Annotated in this window: 14 protein-coding genes; 9 read left to right on the top strand and 5 right to left on the bottom strand. The window is 71.6% G+C overall.

Annotation, left to right across the window (positions count from 1 at the left end; all coding sequences use genetic code 11):
- The first annotated feature begins 14 nt into the window (after window positions 1–14).
- From MQN93_RS06420 to MQN93_RS06410, 3 genes are read left to right on the top strand one after another with little or no spacing between them, the layout of a single operon-like run.
- Window positions 15–1,466 carry a sodium:solute symporter family protein gene (locus tag MQN93_RS06420; RefSeq protein ID WP_016435012.1) on the top strand — a complete coding sequence of 484 codons (1,452 nt, stop codon included), beginning with the start codon at window positions 15–17 and terminating at the stop codon, window positions 1,464–1,466.
- Between the two features lie 36 nt (window positions 1,467–1,502).
- A complete protein-coding gene (gene speB / locus MQN93_RS06415; protein WP_242708686.1) occupies window positions 1,503–2,471 on the top strand; it encodes an agmatinase in 969 nt (322 codons plus the stop codon).
- Complete coding sequence (locus MQN93_RS06410) at window positions 2,468–4,153, top strand: thiamine pyrophosphate-binding protein (RefSeq protein WP_242708685.1); 1,686 nt, start codon at window positions 2,468–2,470, stop codon at window positions 4,151–4,153. The genes speB and MQN93_RS06410 overlap by 4 nt, the downstream gene beginning before the upstream one ends.
- Window positions 4,154–4,175: 22 nt before the next feature.
- Here the strand turns inward: MQN93_RS06410 and MQN93_RS06405 are convergent, their stop codons facing one another.
- On the bottom strand, window positions 4,176–4,979 hold the full coding sequence (locus tag MQN93_RS06405) for an endonuclease I family protein (protein ID WP_242708684.1): 804 nt from the start codon (window positions 4,977–4,979) through the stop codon (window positions 4,176–4,178).
- A gap of 138 nt (window positions 4,980–5,117) precedes the next feature.
- On the bottom strand, window positions 5,118–7,385 hold the full coding sequence (locus MQN93_RS06400) for a mannosyltransferase YkcB-related protein (RefSeq protein ID WP_242708683.1): 2,268 nt from the start codon (window positions 7,383–7,385) through the stop codon (window positions 5,118–5,120).
- Window positions 7,386–7,539: 154 nt separating this feature from the next.
- On the opposite strand from MQN93_RS06400, the gene MQN93_RS06395 reads away from it, so the two are divergent.
- The 4 genes from MQN93_RS06395 to MQN93_RS06380 all read left to right on the top strand — a co-directional run bounded on the left by MQN93_RS06395 (window position 7,540) and on the right by MQN93_RS06380 (window position 14,482).
- Window positions 7,540–8,589: an esterase-like activity of phytase family protein gene (locus MQN93_RS06395; protein ID WP_242708682.1), complete on the top strand. Its 1,050-nt coding sequence runs from the start codon at window positions 7,540–7,542 to the stop codon at window positions 8,587–8,589.
- A 130-nt stretch (window positions 8,590–8,719) separates the two neighbouring features.
- On the top strand, window positions 8,720–12,451 hold the full coding sequence (locus tag MQN93_RS06390) for an ABC transporter ATP-binding protein (protein WP_242708681.1): 3,732 nt from the start codon (window positions 8,720–8,722) through the stop codon (window positions 12,449–12,451).
- A gap of 119 nt (window positions 12,452–12,570) precedes the next feature.
- Window positions 12,571–12,966 carry a hypothetical protein gene (locus tag MQN93_RS06385; RefSeq protein WP_242708680.1) on the top strand — a complete coding sequence of 132 codons (396 nt, stop codon included), beginning with the start codon at window positions 12,571–12,573 and terminating at the stop codon, window positions 12,964–12,966.
- 76 nt (window positions 12,967–13,042) lie between these two features.
- Window positions 13,043–14,482, top strand: a complete 1,440-nt coding sequence (locus MQN93_RS06380; RefSeq protein ID WP_242708679.1) for a S28 family serine protease — start codon at window positions 13,043–13,045, stop codon at window positions 14,480–14,482.
- A gap of 42 nt (window positions 14,483–14,524) precedes the next feature.
- On the opposite strand, the gene MQN93_RS06375 is transcribed toward MQN93_RS06380, so the two are convergent.
- Both MQN93_RS06375 and MQN93_RS06370 read right to left on the bottom strand, forming a co-directional pair.
- Window positions 14,525–15,181: a hypothetical protein gene (locus MQN93_RS06375; RefSeq protein WP_016435028.1), complete on the bottom strand. Its 657-nt coding sequence runs from the start codon at window positions 15,179–15,181 to the stop codon at window positions 14,525–14,527.
- A 128-nt stretch (window positions 15,182–15,309) separates the two neighbouring features.
- Window positions 15,310–17,103: a glycoside hydrolase family 3 protein gene (locus tag MQN93_RS06370; protein WP_242708678.1), complete on the bottom strand. Its 1,794-nt coding sequence runs from the start codon at window positions 17,101–17,103 to the stop codon at window positions 15,310–15,312.
- Between the two features lie 473 nt (window positions 17,104–17,576).
- Here MQN93_RS06370 and aroA point away from each other — a divergent pair, with 473 nt between their 5' ends.
- Both aroA and MQN93_RS06360 read left to right on the top strand, forming a co-directional pair.
- Complete coding sequence (aroA, locus tag MQN93_RS06365) at window positions 17,577–18,830, top strand: 3-phosphoshikimate 1-carboxyvinyltransferase (protein ID WP_242708677.1); 1,254 nt, start codon at window positions 17,577–17,579, stop codon at window positions 18,828–18,830.
- Window positions 18,814–19,467 carry a GNAT family N-acetyltransferase gene (locus MQN93_RS06360; protein WP_242708676.1) on the top strand — a complete coding sequence of 218 codons (654 nt, stop codon included), beginning with the start codon at window positions 18,814–18,816 and terminating at the stop codon, window positions 19,465–19,467. Before aroA ends, MQN93_RS06360 begins: the two co-directional genes overlap by 17 nt.
- A 585-nt stretch (window positions 19,468–20,052) precedes the next feature.
- Here MQN93_RS06360 and MQN93_RS06355 read toward each other — a convergent pair.
- On the bottom strand, window positions 20,053–20,853 hold the full coding sequence (locus tag MQN93_RS06355; protein WP_242708675.1) for a sugar phosphate isomerase/epimerase family protein: 801 nt from the start codon (window positions 20,851–20,853) through the stop codon (window positions 20,053–20,055).
- Window positions 20,854–20,861: the final 8 nt, after the last annotated feature.

Raw genomic sequence — 20,861 nt, 5'->3', positions numbered from 1 at the left:
GCGAAGGAGGCCCCGTGGCCGTCGACTACACCGTCATCGTCATCTATCTGGCCGGCATGCTGGCCATGGGCTGGTGGGGCATGCGCCGCGCCAGGTCGAAGAGCGAGTTCCTGGTCGCCGGACGCCGTCTCGGGCCCGGCATGTACTCCGGCACCATGGCCGCGATCGTCCTCGGCGGCGCGTCCACCATCGGAGGCGTCGGCCTCGGCTACCAGTACGGCCTCTCCGGCGCCTGGATGGTCTTCACCATCGGCCTCGGCCTGCTGGCGCTGTCCGTCTTCTTCTCGGCCCGCATCGCGCGCCTGAAGGTCTACACCGTCTCCGAGATGCTGGACCTGCGCTACGGCGGCCGCGCGGGCGTCATCTCCGGTGTCGTCATGTGGGCGTACACGCTGATGCTCGCGGTCACCTCGACCATCGCCTACGCCACGATCTTCGACGTCCTCTTCGACATGAACCGGACCGTCGCGATCATCCTCGGCGGCTCGATCGTCGTCGCCTACTCCACGCTCGGCGGCATGTGGTCGATCACCCTCACCGACATGGTGCAGTTCGTGGTGAAGACCATCGGCGTCCTGCTCCTGCTGCTGCCCATCGCGGTCGTCAAGGCGGGCGGCTTCGGCGAGATGAGGGCCAAGCTGCCGACCTCGTACTTCGACCCGCTGGGCATCGGCGGCGAGACGATCTTCACCTACGTCCTGATCTATACGTTCGGCATGCTCATCGGGCAGGACATCTGGCAGCGCGTCTTCACCGCCGGGAGCGACCGGACCGCCAAGTGGGGCGGCACGGTCGCGGGCACCTACTGCCTCGTCTACGCCCTCGCCGGCGCCGTCATCGGCACGGCCGCCAAGGTGCTCTACCCCAAGCTCGGCAACGCGGACGACGCCTTCGCCACCATCGTCAAGGACGAACTCCCCGTCGGCGTGCGGGGGTTGGTGCTCGCCGCCGCCCTGGCCGCCGTGATGTCGACCTCCTCCGGCGCCTTGATCGCCTGCGCGACCGTCGCCAACAACGACATCTGGTCGCGGCTGCGCGGACGCACCGGCACGGGTGGCGGCGACCACGACGAGGTGCGCGGCAACCGCGCCTTCATCCTCATCATGGGTGTCGGCGTGATCTGCACGGCGATCGCCCTCAACAACGTCGTCGAGGCCCTCACCGTCGCCTACAACCTCCTCGTCGGCGGACTCCTCGTCCCCATCCTCGGCGGACTGCTGTGGAAGCGCGGCACCGCGCAGGGCGCCCTGGCCTCGGTGGCCGTCGGCGGCCTCGCGGTCGTCGGCCTGATGGCGGGTTACGGCATCCTCGCCAATGAGCCCGTCTACTACGGACTCCTGTCCTCCCTGGTCGCCTACGTCGCCGTATCCCTGGCGACCCCGGCGACCGACACCGCCGTACTCGACGCCTGGCGGGAACGGCTCGCCGGGCGCGAGGTTCCCCAGCCGGTTCCGGCATCCCGGTAGACCGAACGGCACAGAAAGAAAGAAGGCATGACGACCATGAGCAGCAACGAGACGCCCCGCGGTCCCGTCGACTCCTCCCGCGTCCCGCGGTACGCAGGACCCGCGACCTTCGCCCGGCTGCCCCGGCTCGACGAAGTCGGCACCGCCGACGTCGCCGTCGTGGGCGTGCCGTTCGACTCGGGCGTCTCCTACCGGCCGGGCGCCCGCTTCGGCGGCAACGCGATCCGCGAGGCGTCCCGGCTGCTGCGGCCCTACAACCCGGCGCAGGACGCCTCCCCCTTCGCGCTCGCGCAGGTCGCGGACGGCGGCGACATCGCGGTGAACCCGTTCAACATCAACGAGGCCGTCGACACGATCGAGGCCGCGGCGGACCAACTCCTCGGCACCGGCGCCCGGTTGATGACCCTCGGCGGCGACCACACCATCGCGCTGCCCCTGCTGAGGTCCGTCGCGAAGAAGCACGGCCCGGTCGCCCTGCTCCACTTCGACGCCCACCTCGACACCTGGGACACCTACTTCGGCGCCGAGTACACGCACGGCACGCCGTTCCGCCGCGCGGTCGAGGAGGGCATCCTCGACACCTCCGCGCTCTCGCACGTCGGCACCCGCGGCCCGCTCTACGGCAAGCAGGACCTCACCGACGACGAGAAGATGGGCTTCGGCATCGTGACGTCGGCGGACGTGATGCGCCGGGGCGTGGACGAGATCGCCGACCAGCTGCGGCAGCGCGTCGGCGACCGCCCGCTGTACATCTCCATCGACATCGACTGCCTGGACCCGGCGCACGCGCCCGGCACCGGCACCCCCGAGGCCGGCGGCATGACCTCCCGCGAACTGCTTGAGATCCTGCGCGGCCTGGCATCCTGCAACCTGGTGTCGGCGGACGTCGTCGAGGTGGCACCGGCGTACGACCACGCCGAGATCACCTCGGTGGCCGCCTCGCACACCGCGTACGAACTGACCACGATCATGTCCCGCCAGATTGCAGAGGCCCGCGCGAAGTGACGCACGACCACGACCTGGAACTCCGCCCGACCGCCGCGCAGACCGAGGCCGCGCTGAACCCGCCCGCCGGCCGCAACGGCGGAGACCTGGTCGTGGAGACGCTGGCCGGGCTCGGCGCGACCACCGTGTTCGGGCTGCCCGGCCAGCACGCGCTCGGCATGTTCGACGCGCTCGGCCGCTCGGACCTGCGGTACATCGGCCTGCGGGTGGAGAACAACGCGGGCTTCGCGGCCGACGCGTACGGCCGCATCACCGGCGAGGCGGCCCCGCTCCTGCTGTCGACGGGCCCGGGCGCGCTCACCTCGCTCGCGGCCCTGCAGGAGGCGCGCGCCGCCTCCGCGCCCGTCCTCGCGATCAGCAGCCAGATCCCGACGGCGGGACTGGGCGGCGGACGCCACGGCTATCTGCACGAACTCCCCGACCAGGCAGCCTCGTTCAGGGGCGTGGTGAAGTCCGTCCACACGGTCCGCACCCAGTCCCAGATCCCCTCCGCGATCGCCGAGGCCTGGACGTCGGCGCTGACCGCACCGCACGGCCCGGTGTGGGTGGAGATCCCGCAGGACGTCCTGCTCGCCGGGACGCACCTGCCGGTGGTGACGGCGGTCGACGCCACCCCGGACGAGCTGCCGCCGCGCCCCGAACTCACCGCGGTGGCCGCGGACCTGCTCTCGCGCGCCGAGCGGCCCGCGATCATCGCGGGCGGGGGAGTGGTACGGGCGGACGCCTCGGGCAAGCTGCGGCAGCTGGCGGAGAAGCTCGACGCTCCCGTCGTCACGACCTTCGGCGGCAAGGGCGCGTTCCCCTGGACGCACCCCCTCTCCCTCCAGTCCTGGCTGGAGGACCGCCACACGACCGACCTTCTGGAGGACGCGGACGTCCTGCTGGTGGTCGGCTCGGGCCTCGGTGAACTCTCCTCGAACTACCACACGTTCAAGCCGCGCGGCCGAGTGATCCAGATCGAGGCGGACCTCGGCAAGCTGGAGTCCAACCACCCGGCGCTCGGCATCCACGCGGACGCCCGCCTCGCCCTGCAGGCGCTCCTTGAGACCGTCTCCGAGCGAACGGACCCCACCGCTCCCGACCGCGTACGAACGCTTCTCGCGAAGGTCGCCGACCGGATCTCCGGCCAGGAACTCACCTTGGAACAGGACGTGTTGGCGTCCGTCCGCCGCGCACTGCCGGCCGGCTCCCCGTCCTTCTGGGACATGACGATCCTCGCCTACTGGGCCTGGTCGGCCTTCGACGCGAAGTCGCCCAACACCATGCACTCGGCCCAGGGCGCCGGCGGACTCGGCTACGGCTTCCCGGCGGCACTCGGCGCGGCGGCGGCCGACCCGACCCACCCGGTCCTCGCGGTGTCCGGCGACGGCGGCGCCCTCTACTCCATCGCCGAACTGGCGACGGCCCGCCAGTACGACCTGAACGTCACCTGGCTGATCGTCGACGACGGCGGCTACGGCATCCTGCGCGAGTACATGACCGACGCCTTCGGCGAGCCGACGGCGACGGAACTGACCCGCCCGGACTTCGTGGCCCTCGCCGAGTCGTTCGGGGTCCCGGGGGTGCGTACGACCCCCGGGACCCTGGAGACCGACCTGGCGAAGGCGCTGTCACAGCCGGGCCCCTCGGTGGTCGTACTCCCGGCGGTGCTGCGGATGTTCGCGCCGACGCATCTCGGCTGAGTGGGTTCCTGCCGGCCGGTTCCTACCAGATCGCCTCGACCCACTCCGGGTGGTCGATGAACGGGTTGCGGTTGTGCTGGTAGGTGTCGTAGATGACCTGGTTGCGCTTCTCCTCGAAGGCGCTCGGCGGGTCCTCGTCGTTCCACTGCTTGAGGACGGAGAGCTTGCCGATGTACGGGGCGGAGCCGTTGTCGACCTTCTCGTTGGGCTCCAGGTCGGCGAAGCCGTCGCCGCCGTCGTAGCGCACCGCCATGTAGAGGATCATGCGGGCCACGTCGCCCTTGTCCGCATCGCGCGGCTCGAAGGAGTCGGAGTCGGTGAGGCTGCCGCCGCCGTTGGCCACGGCGCTGCCGCCGTTGTCGAAGTCCTTGTTGCCGCGGACGCTGTTGACCTGGACGTCCGCGGGGCGCAGGTGGTGCAGATCGGTGCCGGGGCCGGTGACCTCGCCGAAGTCGCCGTGGGACTTGGCCCAGGTGTGCTCGCGGTTCCAGTCGCCGACGTCACCGCCGTTGAGGGACTTGCTGCGGGAGACTCCGCTGTAGAGCAGGATCACGTTGTTGCTGTTGTTCGGATCCTGGTCGGTCACCTTCAGCGCGTTCCAGACCGCCGAGTAGGAGATCTTGGTCTGGCTGCTGATGATGGTGTGCAGGGACGACTTCAGGCTCGCGCCCGTCTTGCCGATCGCGTTCTTGTAGTACGTCGAGTCGTAGTCGGTCGTCGTGGCGGCGGCCGAAGTCGCGGTCAGGGCCGGGGCGGTGAGACCGGCCAGGACGGCGGCGGTGGCCAGCGCCACCGACTTCAGACGCCGGATACGTGTCGCCAACATAAAGGGCTCCCCATCTACGCGGGTTGAACGGAGGCGGCAAGGGGAGCTTGGCATGGGCATGAGGCTGTGTCGATGAACAGTATGTGAAGAACGGCCCCCGATCGGGTGGTCGGGGGCCGTTGTGGGGTTGGCGGGACATCAGCCGACGTCGGACGGGTCCAGTCGGTAGAGGGAGGACGTGGACGACGAAGAGGACGCGGAGGTCGTGGAGCTCTTGCTGTACGCGCTCTCCTTCACGGCCGTCCCGTGCTTCTGCACCCAGTTCGTCACCGCGGTGCTGACGCTGTTGCCGCCGCCGGGGCCGCCGCCCATGCCGCCGCCGGTCTGGACGTAGTGCAACTCGCCCTTCTTCACCAGCTCCTTGAGCTTGGCGACGGTCATCGCCTTGTCGGAGCCGGTGAAGCCGAACATGGAGATGACCGGGACCTTGGCGGTCAGCTCGATCTGGCCCGCGCTCTGGGAGTTGGAGACCGCGAGCAGCCAGGTGGCGCCGTCCCGGTGCTTCTTGAGGTAGGAGATGAGCTCGCTGTCGGCACCTCCCCGGCCGCCGCCCATGCCTCCTCCCATACCGCCTCGGCCTCCGGAGGGGGCGTCGCCGCCGCCCGGGAACTCGCCGTTCGTACCGCCCTGTTGACCGCCCTGCCCGCTCGGTGCGCCGCCAGGTGTGCCGCTCGGCGCCCCACCGCCCTGCGGGAGTTCGCCGCCGCCCGGCAGCTGTCCGCTGCCGCCGCCGGGCAGCTCGCCGCCCTGCTGAGCGCCGCCCGGCACTTCGCCACCCGCCTGCGTACCGCCCCGCTGGGCGCCGCCCGGCAGCTCGCCGCCGCCGAAGTCGCCGCGGCCGCCCCGGAATCCGCCGCCGGGGCCGCCCATGCCGCCGGTCGACGGTCCCGCCGTGGGGTTCGAACCGCCCATCATGCCGCCGGCGGAGGAGTCGAAGGCGGGTGAGGCGGCGTACGCCGTCGGGCCCGCGAGGGCCGCCACGATCGCCGCGGCGACGGACGCGGCCAGCAGGCGCACCCGGTTGCCCGACCGGAACACGAACAGGCCGACGACCGCGAGGGCCATGACGACACCGACGGTCGGCCACAGCCAGGTGTGCCAGCCGGTGGCCCGGCGCAGCAGCACGATCGCCCAGAGCCCGGTGACCGCGAGCCCGGCGGGCAGCACCCACGACCAGCGCGCGTCACCGCTGCGGAAGGCGCGCCAGAGCAGCACGCCGCCGCCACCGGTGAGCGCCGCGATGCCCGGCGCGAGCGCGGTCGTGTAGTACGGGTGCATCGTGCCCTCGGCCATCGCGAACGTCAGGTAGTGCAGCACGAGCCAGCCGCCCCACAGCACCAGCGCGGCGCGGGTGGGGTCGGTGCGCGGGGCGCGGCCGCACAGCACCAGACCGGCGACGAGCGCGAGGAACGCGAAGGGGATCAGCCAGGAGATCTGGCCGCCGAGGACGTCGTTGAACATCCGGCCGAGGCCCGCGGTCCCGGCGAAGGTGCCCCCGCCCCCACCGCCACCGGCGCCCCCACCGCCCCCGCCGTTGCCCTCGCCGCCGAAGACCCGGCCCAGGCCGTTGTAGCCCATGATCAGGTTCCAGGCCGAGCCGTCGGTCGAGCCGCCGATGTACGGGCGGTCGTCGGCGGGGACGAGGGAGACGGCCGTCGCCCACCAGAAACTGGAGACGGCCAGCGCGAGAGCCGCGAGCGCAAGATGGAGCGCCTTCTTCTTCCAGCCGAGCTTCGAGGCGTAGACGTACACGGCGAAGACGGCCGGCAGGGCGATGTAGCCCTGGAGCATCTTGGTGTTGAAGGCGAGCCCGAAGCAGACCGCGGAGCCGATCAGCGGCAGCAGCCGGTCGGTGCGCACGGCGCGCAGGGCGAGGGCCGCGCCCCCGACCATCAGCAGGACGAGGATCGTGTCGGGGTTGTTGTCCCGGTTGATGGCGACCGTGATCGGCGTCAGCGCGAGCACCAGCGCCGCGATCGCGGCCGCCGCATGCCCGAAGTACCGCTTCACGGACGCGTGCAGGATCCAGATCGTGCCGAGCGCGGCCCCGATCTCGGGCGCCATCATCTGCCAGGTGCCGAAGCCGAGGACACGGCAGGACAGGCCCATCACCATGAGGGCGAACGGCGGTTTGTCGACGGTGATGAAGTTGCCGGCGTCGAGCGAGCCGAAGAACCACGCCTTCCAGCTCTGCGTGCCGCTGTAGACGGCGGAGCTGTAGAAGCTGTTCAGGCTGCTGTCCGACAGGTTCCAGGCGTACAGGACTCCCGCCAGGACCAGGATCGCGATCAGGGCGGGCAGTGACCAGCGCGGGGCCCTGTCCGGGGGCGCCGCCGGTGCGGTGGGCGGGGGCCAACCGGCGGACACGGTCGGGGTGTGGGGGAGGGGATCGGTGGCAGATGTCACCCGGGCATCGTGCAGAGGGGGAGTGAGCGCGCGCTGTGGGGAACCTGGCTCCTGCCTGTGAAGGGGTTCTGGCCCGCGAAGGGGACCTGGCGGCGAGCCGACCCTTCATGAGCGGGTCTCCCGCCCGTCACCGACCCGTCCTACGGTGGCGCCCATGCGTCTGAGAACCGTACTCGCCACCGCCACCGCGGCCCTCGCGGCGACCACCGCCCTGACCGCCGCCGCCCCCGCCACGGCCACCCCCGCCACCCCCGCCGCCGTCGACTCCGCGACGCACCACGCCTGTTCACCGTCCGTCTCCATCGACCGCTTCTCCGACGCGCTCGACAAGACGACGTACGAGGGCACCTTCGTCGGCAACTTCTCCGCGCTCGCCGTGGACAGGGACGGCTCGCTCGCCGCCCTGGCCGACCGCTCCTCGCTCTTCGGCCTCCACGCGCGGACGCTGCAGCCCGAGCGCGTGGTCCAACTGGCCGACGAGAAGGGCGCCGCGCTCGACAGCGAGGGGCTGGTCGTCGACCGGGACGGCACCCGGCTGATCACCTCGGAGACCGAACCGTCGATCCGCCGCTACTCCCGCGACGGCCGGATCCTCGACCGCCTCCCCGTCCCCTCCTCACTCCTCGTCGCCCCGGCCGGGCGCGCCACGTCCAACCAGACCTTCGAGGGTCTGACCCTTCTGCCCGGCGGCCGCACGCTTGTCGCGTCCATGGAGAACGCGATCTCCGGCGACTCCACCGACCTCGTCCGCTTCCAGACCTGGACCCGGACCAAGGGCGACCACTTCCGGCTCGGCGCGCAGTACGCGTACCGCATCGACGCCGGCCTCGGCGTCCCCGAGGTGCAGGCCACCCCCGACGGCAGGCTGCTCGTCCTGGAGCGCGGCTTCACCGCGGGCGTCGGCAACACCGTCCGCCTCTACCTGGCCGACCCGCGCCGGGCGACGGACACCAGCGGCATCGAGAACCTCACGGGCCAGGCCGGCGTGCGGGTGATCAAGAAGCGCCTGCTGGCCGACATCGCGGACTGCCCCTCCCTGGGTGCCACGGCCAAGCAGCCGCAGCCCAACCCCCTCCTCGACAACATCGAGGGCATGACGATCACGGGTCGTGACCGGGGCCGGCTGAAGGTCCTCCTGGTCAGCGACGACAACCAGGGCGCGACCCAGACGACCCGCTTCTACTACCTGCGCGTACGCGTCTGACCCGGGTACTGCCCGCTGCTCGTACGCGTCCGACCCCGGCGCCCTCCGGATTGTTGCGGAGGGATGAAATCCGCTTCATCGCGTGTTGGTGCCTTCCGGAAGATCAGGACAGCCGACGGAGGGCACCCGCGTGAGCATGCAACGGGGATGGGTACGACGACTGGCGGGGTACGCATGGCGCTACCCCAAGGACGTCGTGCTGGCCCTGGGCTCCTCACTGGCGGGCATGGCCGTCATGGCGCTGGTCCCGCTGGTCACCAAGGTGATCATCGACGACGTCATCGGCGACCACAGCCGCGCCATGGCCCCCTGGGCGGGCGTCCTGATCGGCGCCGCCGTCCTCGTCTACGTCCTCACCTACATCCGCCGCTACTACGGCGGCCGGCTCGCCCTCGACGTCCAGCACGACCTGCGGACCGAGATGTTCGAGACGATCACCCGGCTCGACGGCCGCCGTCAGGACGAGCTGTCCACCGGCCAGGTCGTCGGCCGGGCCACCAGCGACCTCCAGCTGATCCAGGGCCTGCTCTTCATGCTCCCGATGACCATCGGGAACCTGCTGCTGTTCGTGATCTCCCTGGTGATCATGGCCTGGCTGTCGCTGCCGCTCACCCTGGTCGCCCTCGCCGTGGCCCCCGCCCTGTGGTGGATCGCCCGGCGCAGCCGCTCCAAGCTGCACCCCGCCACCTGGTACGCCCAGGCCCAGGCCGCCGCCGTCGCGGGCGTGGTCGACGGCGCGGTGAGCGGCGTACGCGTGGTGAAGGGGTTCGGGCAGGAGGAGCAGGAGACCGGGAAGCTGCGCGAGGTCGGCCGCAGGCTCTTCGCCGGGCGGCTGCGCACCATCCGGCTGAACAGCGCGTTCACCCCGGCCCTGCAGGCCGTCCCGGCCCTCGGCCAGGTCGCCATGCTGGCGCTGGGCGGCTGGCTCGCGGTGCGCGGGCACATCACCCTCGGCACCTTCGTCGCCTTCTCCTCCTACCTCGCCCAGCTGGTCGGCCCGGTCCGGATGCTCGCCATGGTGCTCACCGTCGGCCAGCAGGCCCGGGCGGGCACCGAACGCGTCCTTGAGCTGATCGACACCGAGCCGTCGATGACCGACGGCACGAAGACGCTCCCCGCCGACGCGCCCGCCACCGTCGAGTTCGACGACGTCTCCTTCGGCTACGACGGCACGACCGCACCGGTCCTCCAAGGCCTCAGCTTCGAGATCCGCCCCGGCGAGACCCTCGCCGTCGTCGGCTCCTCCGGCTCCGGCAAGTCGACGGTCTCGCTCCTGCTGCCGCGCTTCTACGACGTCACGCACGGCGCCGTCCTCGTCGGCGGCCACGACGTGCGCGAGCTCACCCTCGACTCGCTGCGGGCCGCGATCGGGCTGGTCCCCGAGGACTCCTTCCTCTTCTCCGACACGGTCCGGGCCAACATCGCCTACGGCCGCCCCGACGCGAGCGACGAGCAGATCGAGGAGGCCGCCCGCGCCGCCCAGGCCGACCGCTTCATCCGCGAGCTCCCCGAGGGCTACGACACCACGGTCGGCGAGCACGGCCTGACCCTCTCCGGCGGCCAGCGCCAGCGTGTCGCGCTCGCCCGCGCGATCCTCGCCGACCCGCGCCTGCTCGTCCTCGACGACGCCACCTCCGCCGTGGACGCCCGCGTCGAGCACGAGATCCACGAGGCGCTGAGGCACGTCATGCAGGGCCGCACGACCCTGCTCATCGCGCACCGCCGCTCCACCCTGGGCCTCGCCGACCGCATCGCCGTCCTCGACGCCGGCCGCCTCGCGGACATCGGCACCCACGAGGAACTGCAGGAACGGTCCGCCCTCTACCGCCGGCTGCTGACCGACCCGGACGAGCTGGGCGGCGTCTCGCCCGGCCACGCCCAGCCCGCCTGCCCCCAGGAGGACACCTCCGTCCGCGAGGAGCTGGACGCCGAGTTCGACGCCGAGCGCGGGGTCACCCCGCGGCTGTGGACCGGCGACCGCGAGCCCAGGGACACGGCCCTCGAAGGCATGCCCGCCACGCCCGAACTCCTCGCCCAGGTCGACGCGCTGCCCCCGGCGACCGACACCCCGGACATCGACGAGGCGCGGGCGGTGCGGCCGGAGGAGTCGTACGGCCTCAGGCGGCTGCTGCGCGGCTTCGGCCTGCCCCTGCTGGTCAGCCTCGGTCTGGTCGCGGTGGACGCGGGCATGGGCCTCGCGCTCCCCGTGCTGATCCGGCACGGCATCGACCAGGGCGTCACCCGGATGGCGCTCGGCGCGGTCTGGTCGGCCTCGCTGCTGGGGCTGCTCGCCGTGCTGGTGCAGTGGGCGGCGCAGCGCGGCGAGACCCGGATGACCGGGCGGACCGGCGAGCGGGTGCTGTACTCCCTGCGCCTGAAGATCTTCTCCCAGCTGCAGCGGCTCGGACTGGACTACTACGAGCGGGAGCTGACCGGGCGGATCATGACCCGGATGACGACGGACGTCGACGCGCTGTCCACGTTCCTGCAGACGGGACTGGTCACCGCCTTCGTCTCGGTCGTCACCTTCTTCGGCATCATGGCCGCCCTGCTGGTGATCGACGTACAGCTCGCGCTGGTCGTGTTCGCCACGCTGCCGCCGCTGATCGTGGCCACGTTCTTCTTCCGCCGGGCGAGTGTGAAGGCGTACGAACTGGCCCGTGAGCGGGTGTCGGTGGTCAACGCCGACCTCCAGGAGTCGGTGTCCGGGCTGCGGATCGTGCAGGCCTTCCGGCGCGAGCGCGACGGCGGGCGGCGGTTCGCGGAGCGCAGCGAGAGCTACCGGCAGGCGCGGATCCGGGGCCAGTTCCTGATCTCGGTGTACTTCCCCTTCGTGCAGCTGCTGTCGTCCGTCGCCGCGGCGGCCGTGCTGATCGCGGGCGCGGGACGGATCGACGACGCGACCCTGACGACCGGCGCCCTGGTCGCCTACCTGCTGTACATCGACCTGTTCTTCGCGCCGGTCCAGCAGCTCTCCCAGGTCTTCGACGGCTATCAGCAGGCCACGGTCTCCCTCGGCCGGATCCAGGAGCTGCTGCGGGAGAGGACCTCCACCGAAGCAGCCGAGCAACCCCGCGAGGTGCGCTCGCTGCGGGGCGAAGTCGCCTTCGAGGACGTGCACTTCGCGTACGGCAGGGGCGACGAGGGCGAGGCCGCGCTCAGCGGCATCGAGCTGCGCATCCCGGCCGGGCAGACGGTCGCGTTCGTCGGCGAGACCGGCGCGGGCAAGTCGACCCTCGTCAAGCTGGTGGCGCGCTTCTACGACCCGACGGGCGGCCGGGTGAGGGTCGACGGCCAGGACCTGCGGGAGCTGGACATCACCTCCTACCGCCACCGGCTCGGCGTGGTCCCCCAGGAGGCGTACCTCTTCGCGGGCACGGTCCGCGACGCCATCGCCTACGGCCGCCCGGACGCCACCGACGCCGAGGTCGAGGCCGCGGCCCGTGCGGTCGGGGCGCACGAGATGATCGCCACGCTCGACGGCGGCTACCTCCACGAGGTCGCCGAGCGCGGCCGCAACCTCTCCGCCGGCCAGCGCCAGCTGATCGCGCTGGCCCGCGCGGAGCTGGTCGACCCGGACATCCTGCTCCTCGACGAGGCGACGGCCGCCCTGGACCTGGCCACGGAGGCCCAGGTGAACCAGGCCACCGACCGCCTCACCGGCCGCCGCACGACGCTCGTGGTGGCCCACCGCCTCACCACCGCCGCCCGCGCGGACCGCGTCGTGGTGATGGACCACGGCCGGGTTGTGGAGGACGGCACCCACGAGGAGCTGCTGCAACTGGACGGCGTGTACGCCGAGTTGTGGCGGACCTTCGTCGGGGAGGGCGAGCCGGAGGAGCCCGTGGGAGTGGCCCGGTAGTCGGCAGGGGCGGTCCGGTGGCCGACCGGGGGCTTGCGGGAGCACTCGTGCAACCATCCGACATATGTCGTGCGTCCGTACACCAGTACGCTCATCGCCGGGGTACGGGAGGGACGACAGTGGACAGTGGTGCGATACGGCGACGGGTCACGACGCTTCTCGCGGTGCTGACCGCCTCCGGACTGCTCGCCGTCGCGGGACCGGCGGCCGAGGCGATGGCGGCGCCCTCGTCCTGCGCGGGGCACAAGGTCCGGACGTACACCTTCTCCACCGGCTCCGTGAAGATCTACAAGAGCGGCAACTACCTCTGCGCGATCACCGTCCCCAAGAGGCCCGGCGCCCGGCAGTCCATGATGGTCAGCCTCCAGGTGCGCGGCTTCGAACCCGTCGTCGACAAGGGGCGGTTCACCCGGCACGCCGGACCGGTGCGCACCTACGCCGGCCACCGCAAGGTGTGGATCAAGGGCTCGGTGGGCCGCGGTTCCTACGACTCGCACGGCTGGAAGCGCTTCTGACCCCTCACAGCCCCTGGTGCGCGGGGGAGTTGCTCCGTAGGCTCCGCACGCACATCTGACTCACAGGGGAGGGTGCATGCGCAAGGCGCTCAGATGGCTGATGGCGCTCACGGTGTGTATAGGCACGGTGAGCACGGCAGGCGCGGCCACCGCCGCGGAGCCGACGGCCGCGACCACCAAGGCGACCGCCGACATCAAGGACCGGCTGCTCGCGATACCGGGTATGAGCCTGATCGAGGAGAAGCCGTACGCCGGCTACCGCTTCTTCGTCCTCAACTACACCCAGCCGATCGACCACCGCCACCCGTCCAAGGGCACGTTCCAGCAGCGCATCACCGTGCTGCACAAGGACGTCTCGCGCCCGACGGTCTTCTACACCGGCGGCTACAACGTCTCCACCACGCCGAGCCGACGTGAGCCGACCCAGATCGTGGACGGCAACCAGGTCTCCATGGAGTACCGCTTCTTCACCCCGTCCCGGCCCGACCCGGCCGACTGGTCCAAGCTGGACATCTGGCAGGCGGCCAGCGACCAGCACCGCATCTTCAAGGCGCTGAAGAAGATCTACAGCAAGAACTGGATCTCCACCGGTGGCTCCAAGGGCGGCATGACCGCCACCTACTACGAGCGCTTCTACCCGCGCGACATGGACGGCGTCGTCGCCTACGTCGCCCCCAACGACGTGGTGAACAACGAGGACTCGGCCTACGACCGCTTCTTCACCAAGGTCGGCACCAAGGAATGCCGCGACCGCCTGAACGCGGTCCAGCGCGAGGCACTGGTGCGCCGCGAGTCGCTGGAGAAGAAGTACGCCTCCTACGCCGCCGACAACGGCTACACCTTCACCACCATCGGCAGCCTGGACCGCGCCTACGAGGCCGTCGTCCTCGACTACGTCTGGGGCTTCTGGCAGTACAACCTGCTCGCCAACTGCAGTGACGACACCCTGATCCCGCCGGACGCGAAGAGTGCGACCGACGACCAGATCTGGAACTCGATCGACACGATCTCCGGGTTCTCGTTCTACACCGACCAGGGCCTGGAGCCGTACACGCCGTACTACTACCAGGCGGGCACCCAACTGGGCGCGCCCACCATCCACTTCCCGTACATCGAGAAGAAGTACGTCCGCTACGGCTACCAGCCGCCGCGCAACTTCGTGCCGCGCGACATCCCGATGAGGTTCCAGCCGTACGCGATGGACGACGTCGACTCCTGGGTGCGCCACCACGCCCACCACATGCTCTTCGTCTACGGCTCGAACGACCCGTGGGGCGCCGAGCGGTTCGCCGTCGGCAAGGGCTCGAAGGACGCTTACGTCTTCACGGCCCCGGGCATGAACCACGGCGCCAACGTCGCAGGACTGGTCGCCGACCAGAAGGCGCTGGCCACCGCCCGCATCCTGGACTGGGCCGGCGTCCCGGCCGCCGCCACGGCGCAGGCGAAGCCGCTGGCCAAGTTCGACAAGAAGCTGGACGTGCGTGACGTGGAGCGCGATCCGGCGCTGCGGCCGTAGGGCCGACGTCTCGGCAACTTGCAGGCTGTGCCCGGCCGTTGGTCACACCGGCCGGGCACAGCCCACCGACTGCCTGCCGTCCAGCTGCACGTACAGCGCCGTTCCCGCCGGGCACTGCACCCGAGCGGTGGCCGCCTTGACCACCTCGTACTGCGGCTTCTTCTTGCCGCTGCCGTCGCAGGCGGTCTCGCGGACCTGCCCGCTTCCCGAGCCGTAGACGCAGTCCCCGACGATGGTGCGCGGACCGCCCCCGCCGCCCGGGTCGCCCGGGTGCGGCGGCTCCAGATTGCGCATACAGGCGTAGCCCTGCGGCACCGCGCCGTCGCCGTCCTCCTCGGACGACGGGGCCTGCGCGCTGATGTGCAGCACGAAGTCCGTGGTCGCCGGGCACAGCGGGCCGCCCGCCACCTTGCCGTCGTGGCGCGCCACGACCCGGGCCGCCGCCCGCTCGCTGGTGCACGGCACCTCGGTGAAGCTCGTCGTACCGAACGAACTGCACTCGTCGACGGCGAGGAACACCGCCCCGTACCCCGACTGCTGCGTCGCGCTCGCCCTGCCGCCGCTCGCGGTCCGGTCGCCCGGCCCGTCGCCGCCCGAACCGCCGGATTCGGGCGAGGACAGGACCTGGCAACCGGTCAGCAGAGCCGCGACCAGGACCAGCAGCGCGCAGACCACCCCCACGGAACTTCTCTCACGCATCGCCAACCCCCCGGATACCCCTCATCCAGCGTGACCCGCCGCAGCGGGCGCACGCCAGACGTGCGGGAGGCTTTGGGCCCATTGGGGGTTGCACGCCGGGTGTGCGGCGTATGGGCCCTACGTCCCCTCTAGTACGACAGCCCGTACCCGATGGGGTACAGCTCCTGCGCCGGGTCGTCGGCCCGCTGCACCGGCACCGGCAGCCGCCCGCGCGGCGCCGCCCGCCCGGCGATCACCCGCGCGGCCGCCCGCAGTTCGACGTCGGTCCACGAGTACGTGGCCAGACAGGCGCGCACGGAGGCGAGTTGGGCCACGTCGTAGGGGTTGCGGACGGCGACCGCGACCACCGGCTTCCCGGTCGCGAGCAGCTGCTGGACCAGCGTCTGCTGCGCGCTGCCCGCGGTGACGTTGTAGGTGGCGACGACGACGGCGTCCGCGTCCTGCGCCGCAGCGACCGCCTTCGCGATCGTCGCGGCGGACGGGGCCGTGCCGGTCGACAGGGCGGTGGCGGTGAAGCCCAGTTCGCCGAGGGCGGCCGCGAGGACACCGGTGGGCGGGCCCGTGGTGCCGGACGGAGAGGCCGGGTCGGCGCCCACGACGAGGACCTTCTTGTGCGAACGGCGGGACAGCGGCAGCAGGTGCCCCTCGTTGACCAGCAGCGTCGTCGTGCGCTCGGCGATGCGGTCGGCCTCCGCGAGGTGCGCGCGCGTGCCGACGGTACGGTCCACGCCGCGATCGGTGACGTACGGCTGCTGGAACAGCCGGAGCTTCGCCTTCAGCCGCAGGATGCGCAGGATCGACTCGTCCAGCCGTGCCTCGGTCAACTCCCCGTCCTGCACGGCCTTTAGGACGGCGTTCCAGGCCACGGGCAGGTCCGGTGGGTTGAGGAGCTGGTCGACGCCGGCCTTGAGCGCCAGCACGGGCACGCGGTCGTCGCCGTACTTGGTCCGTACGCCCTCCATGCCGAGCGAGTCCGTCACCACCACGCCGTCGTAGCCGAGTTCGCCGCGCAGGATGCCGGTGAGGATCGGGTGGGAGAGGGTGGCCGGGTCGCCGGAGTCGTCGAGGGCCGGGAACTGGATGTGCGCGGTCATGATCGAGTCGATGCCCGCCCTGACGGCCGCCCGGAAGGGAACCGCGTCCAGCGTCTCCCACAGCTCCCTGCTGTGGGTGATGACCGGGAAGCCGTAGTGGCTGTCGACGGCCGTGTCGCCGTGTCCGGGGAAGTGCTTGGAGGTCGCGGCCACCGACGAGCTCTGGTACCCGGCGACCTCGGCGGCGACCAGACCCGCGACCGCCTCCGGGTCGGCGCCGAAGGACCGTACGCCGATGACCGGGTTGGCCGGGTTGATGTTGACGTCCGCGTCCGGGGAGTAGTCCTGGTTGATGCCCATCGCGCGCAGTTCGGCGCCGGAGATGCGGCCGAGGGTGCGGGCGTCGCGGCGGGAGCCCCCGGCGCCGATCGCCATCGCGCCCGGGAAGAGCGTGGCCGGCTTGCCGACGCGGCAGACGATGCCGTGCTCCTGGTCGGTGGCGATGAGCATGGGCAGCCCGCGCGGCCGGGTCAGGGAGGCGCGCTGGATGCCGTTGGACAGGTCCGCGATCTGGTGCGGGTCCCGGGTGTTGTGCGCCCAGGTGAAGTAGATGATGCCGCCCACACGGTACGTGGCGATCAGTTCGGCGGCCGTGCGGACGCCGATCTCCTTGAGGTTGGCGTCGATGTCGGCCTGGTCCGGGTCGGTGGCGGAGTGGCCGTAGACCCGCATGACGAAGAGCTGGCCCACCTTCTCCTCGAGCGTCATACGGGAGATGAGCGAGCGGAGCTTCTTGTCGTCCGGGGGACTTGCGTGGGCGGGGCTGCCGAGGGCCAGGGCCGCGGTGACGCCTGCGGTCGCGGCCAGAACGGTACGTCTGGAGGGCACGTGCGCTCCTTCCGGAGATTCCGCTGAAGGAAACTTCCAAGGAGTCACCAATAACCGGGAAGTTTCTGCCAGTCAAGGGAGTGCACAGACTCCGGGCAGCGGCGAAGAGGGGCCGCCATCGGCGCTGTTGGAGGGGGCGCGCCGATGGCGGCGTGCTGCCGGCCGCAGTACGGCGGAGAGGGTAAGTCAGCGATCGCAGCCAGCAGCGAGGGCCGACACCGCACGGCGGAGACTCATCCGGCAGCTTGCGGGTTGGACGAACCGTAGAGGGGCCGGGTTCCCGCCATCGGCTTGATTGCCCGAAGTCGGTGCCACAGTGGCGGGCGGGGCTGCTGGGACGTGATGTGCGGCCACGACTCCTGCAGTGTGCGTACGGCGGGATGCGTCGGTGTCGGTGACGCGTGGGCGACGGGAAGGGGTCCATCCCGTGGACGGGGCGGCGTCGCCGGTCACCGTCGGACGATCATGAAGGCATGCCCGTGATCGACATCCCCGGTTCCAAGTCCATCACCGCCCGCGCGCTCTTCCTGGCGGCGGCGGCCGACGGCGTCACCACCCTGGTACGGCCCCTGCGTTCGGACGACACGGAGGGCTTCGCCGAGGGGCTGACGGCCCTCGGCTACCGCGTCGGCCGGACCCGGGACGCCTGGCAGGTCGACGGGCGCCCGCAGGGTCCGCCGGCGCGCGAGGCGGACGTCCACTGCCGGGACGGCGCCACGACGGCCCGCTTCCTGCCGGCGCTCGCGGCGACCGGGCACGGCGTCTACCGCTTCGACGCCTCGGCCCAGATGCGCCGCCGGCCCCTGCTGCCGCTGACCCGTGCGCTGCGCGACCTGGGCGTGGATCTGCGGCACGAGGAGGCGGAGGGGCACCATCCGCTGACGGTGCGGGCGGCGGGTGTCGAGGGCGGTGACGTGGTTCTCGACGCGGGCCAGTCCTCGCAGTACCTGACGGCGCTGCTCCTGCTCGGCCCGCTCACCCGCAGGGGCCTGCGGATCCGGGTGACGGATCTGGTGTCGGCGCCGTACGTGGAGATCACGATCGCGATGATGCGGGCGTTCGGGGTGGAGGTCGGCCGGGAGGCGGCCGGGCCGGGACAGGTCTTCGTCGTCCCGCCGGGCGGCTACCGGCCCACGACCTACGCCGTCGAACCCGACGCCTCGACGGCGAGCTACTTCTTCGCCGCGGCGGCCGTGACACCCGGCGGCGAGGTGACGGTGCCCGGGCTCGGCGCGGGGGCGCTGCAGGGCGACCTCGGCTTCGTCGACGTCCTGCGCAGGATGGGCGCGGAGGTGTCGGTGCGCCCGGAGGGCACCACCGTCCGGGGCACGGGACAACTGCGCGGCCTCACCGTCAACATGCGGGACATCTCCGACACGATGCCGACGCTGGCGGCCGTCGCGCCGTTCGCCTCCGGGCCCGTGCGGATCGAGGACGTGGCGAACACCCGGGTGAAGGAGTGCGACCGGCTGGAGGCCTGCGCGGAGAACCTGCGGCGGCTCGGCGTGCGGGTCGCCACGGGCCCCGACTGGATCGAGATCCGACCGGGCACACCCGCGCCCGGCACCGGGATCAAGTCCTACGGCGACCACCGCATCGTGATGTCCTTCGCGGTCACGGGTCTCAGGGTCCCGGGAATCTCGTTCGACGACCCCGGCTGTGTGCGCAAGACTTTCCCCGGCTTTCATGAGGCGTTCGCGGAGGTGCGCGGTGGGCTGGGTGCTTGAAGGGCCGGTCCTGGAGGGCGCGTTGGTGCGGCTGGAGTCGCTGGCCCACCGGCATGCGGCCGACCTGGCGGTGGCGGCGGAGGAGGACCGGGGCACCTATGAGTTCACCTGGGTGCCGAGGGCCGACGAGGTGGGCCGTTACGTCGACGAGCAGTTGGAGCGCGCGGCATCGGGGCGGCTCGCGCCGTACGCACAGATCTCGCTCGCGACCGGCCGTGCCGTGGGCGCCACCTCCTACTGGGAGCCCCGCTGCTGGCGCTCGGACGACCGACTCGACGCCGTGGAGATCGGCTTCACCTGGCTCGCCGCGTCGGCACAGGGCACCGGCATCAACGCCGAGGCCAAACTCCTGCTCTTCCGCAACGCCTTCGAGACCTGGGCCGTCTCCCGCGTCGACCTGAAGACCGACGCCCGCAACACCCGCTCCCGCGCAGCCATCCAAAGCGTCGGCGCCCACTACGAAGGCACCCTCCGCAACTGGTCCCGCTCCTGGGCCCCAGGAGAGGAGGGCCGCCTACGCGACTCAGCCATCTTCTCCATAACAGCCGACGAGTGGCCCCAGCGCCGGGCACACCTGGAGCAACGGGTGACACGACTGGCCGGGCGGTCACAGGTAGGGGCGACCGGGGAAGGCTGACCGGAGCCGTCGGCATCCCCCGAGCGAACTCCTGCACCCCGACGGCCACTTGGCCGGCCCCGCACACCCGGGCGATCCACCGAATGCGTGCCGCTCGGGCGGGCCCGCGCACCAGGCCGAGCCGCTGGATGCGCGCCACTTCGGCAAGCTCAGGCGGTCCCGCACACCCGGCCGAGCCGCTGGATGCGCGCCACTTCGTCAGGCCGGCGCGGTCCCGCGCACGGGCGAAGCGCTGGATCCGCGCCACTTCGGCAGGTCCGCGAGGCCCCGCCTCCCGGCCGAGCCGCTGGATGCGCGCCAGTTCTGTAAGCCCGCGCGATCCCATGTCCCATCTCGATCGCCAGATGTGCGCCGCTTCGGCAAGCCGCGCGGGCCCGCGCACCCGGGTGAACCGCCGTACGCGTGCCGCCTCAACGGGCCCACGCGACCCCGCGTCCCGGCCCAGCTGCCGGAGGTGAGTCACCTTGGCAACTGCGGGCGGTCCCGCACACTCTCCATCCGCCCAGCCGCCGGAGCCCGAACCGCCAAGTCCTCGAACCCCGAAACACCTAACCCCACACCCCCCAACTGCCGAACCGCCGGAGGCTAAGCGCACTCGTTCAGCAGTCGCCCCAAATGCTCCCGTCCCCCCGCCAGCAGTTCCGGCAGCGGGGCCGCGTTCTCGTACCAGCGCTTTTCGTACTCCCAGCACAGCCAGCCGTCCCAGTTGTTGCGGGAGAGGACCTCGATGCAGTCGGTGAGGGGGAGGACGCCGGCGCCGAGGGGGAGGGGGGTGGTGTCGGTGGGGGAGGCGATGTCCTTGACCTGGACGTAGCCGAGGTACGGCGAGAGGGCCGCGTACGACTCCGAGGGCTGCTCTCCGCCCAGCCAGGTGTGCATGACGTCCCAGAGCGCGCCGACGTGACGGTGGCCGACCAGGCCGAGGACGCGCATCGCGGCGGCGCCGGTGCGGTGCGAGTCGTGGGTTTCGAGCAGGATGCGTACGCCCAGGTCGGCGGCGTACTCCGCGGCCGTGCCGAGCCGTCGCGCGGCCACCGCGTCGGCGCGCTCGGTGGTCTGTTCGTGGTCGGCGCCCGGGAAGACCCGGACGTAGGGGGCGCCCAGGTCGCGGGCGAGGTCGAGGAGGGCGCGGATCTCCTCGATCACGGGCCCGTCGTCCCCCGGCGCGGCCACGCGCGCGTACCCCGCGAGCCCCAGCAGTTCGATGCCTCCCGCCTTGAACTCGGAGGCCACATCCGCGCGTTGTGCCAGGTCGAGGCCGGGATGGACCGGCTCCTCCGGGTGCGCGCGCAGTTCGACGCCGTGGTACCCGTTGGCGGCGGCGAGATGGATCACGTCCGTGACGGGCAGGCCGGGGACGCCGAGGGTGGAGAACGCCAGTCTCATGGTCCCTA

The organism is Streptomyces spinosisporus, from assembly GCF_022698145.1.
Lineage (GTDB): Bacteria > Actinomycetota > Actinomycetes > Streptomycetales > Streptomycetaceae > Streptomyces > Streptomyces spinosisporus.
The sequence above is the reverse complement of the archived record's forward strand: the minus strand, read 5'-3'. Positions and strand labels throughout refer to the sequence as shown.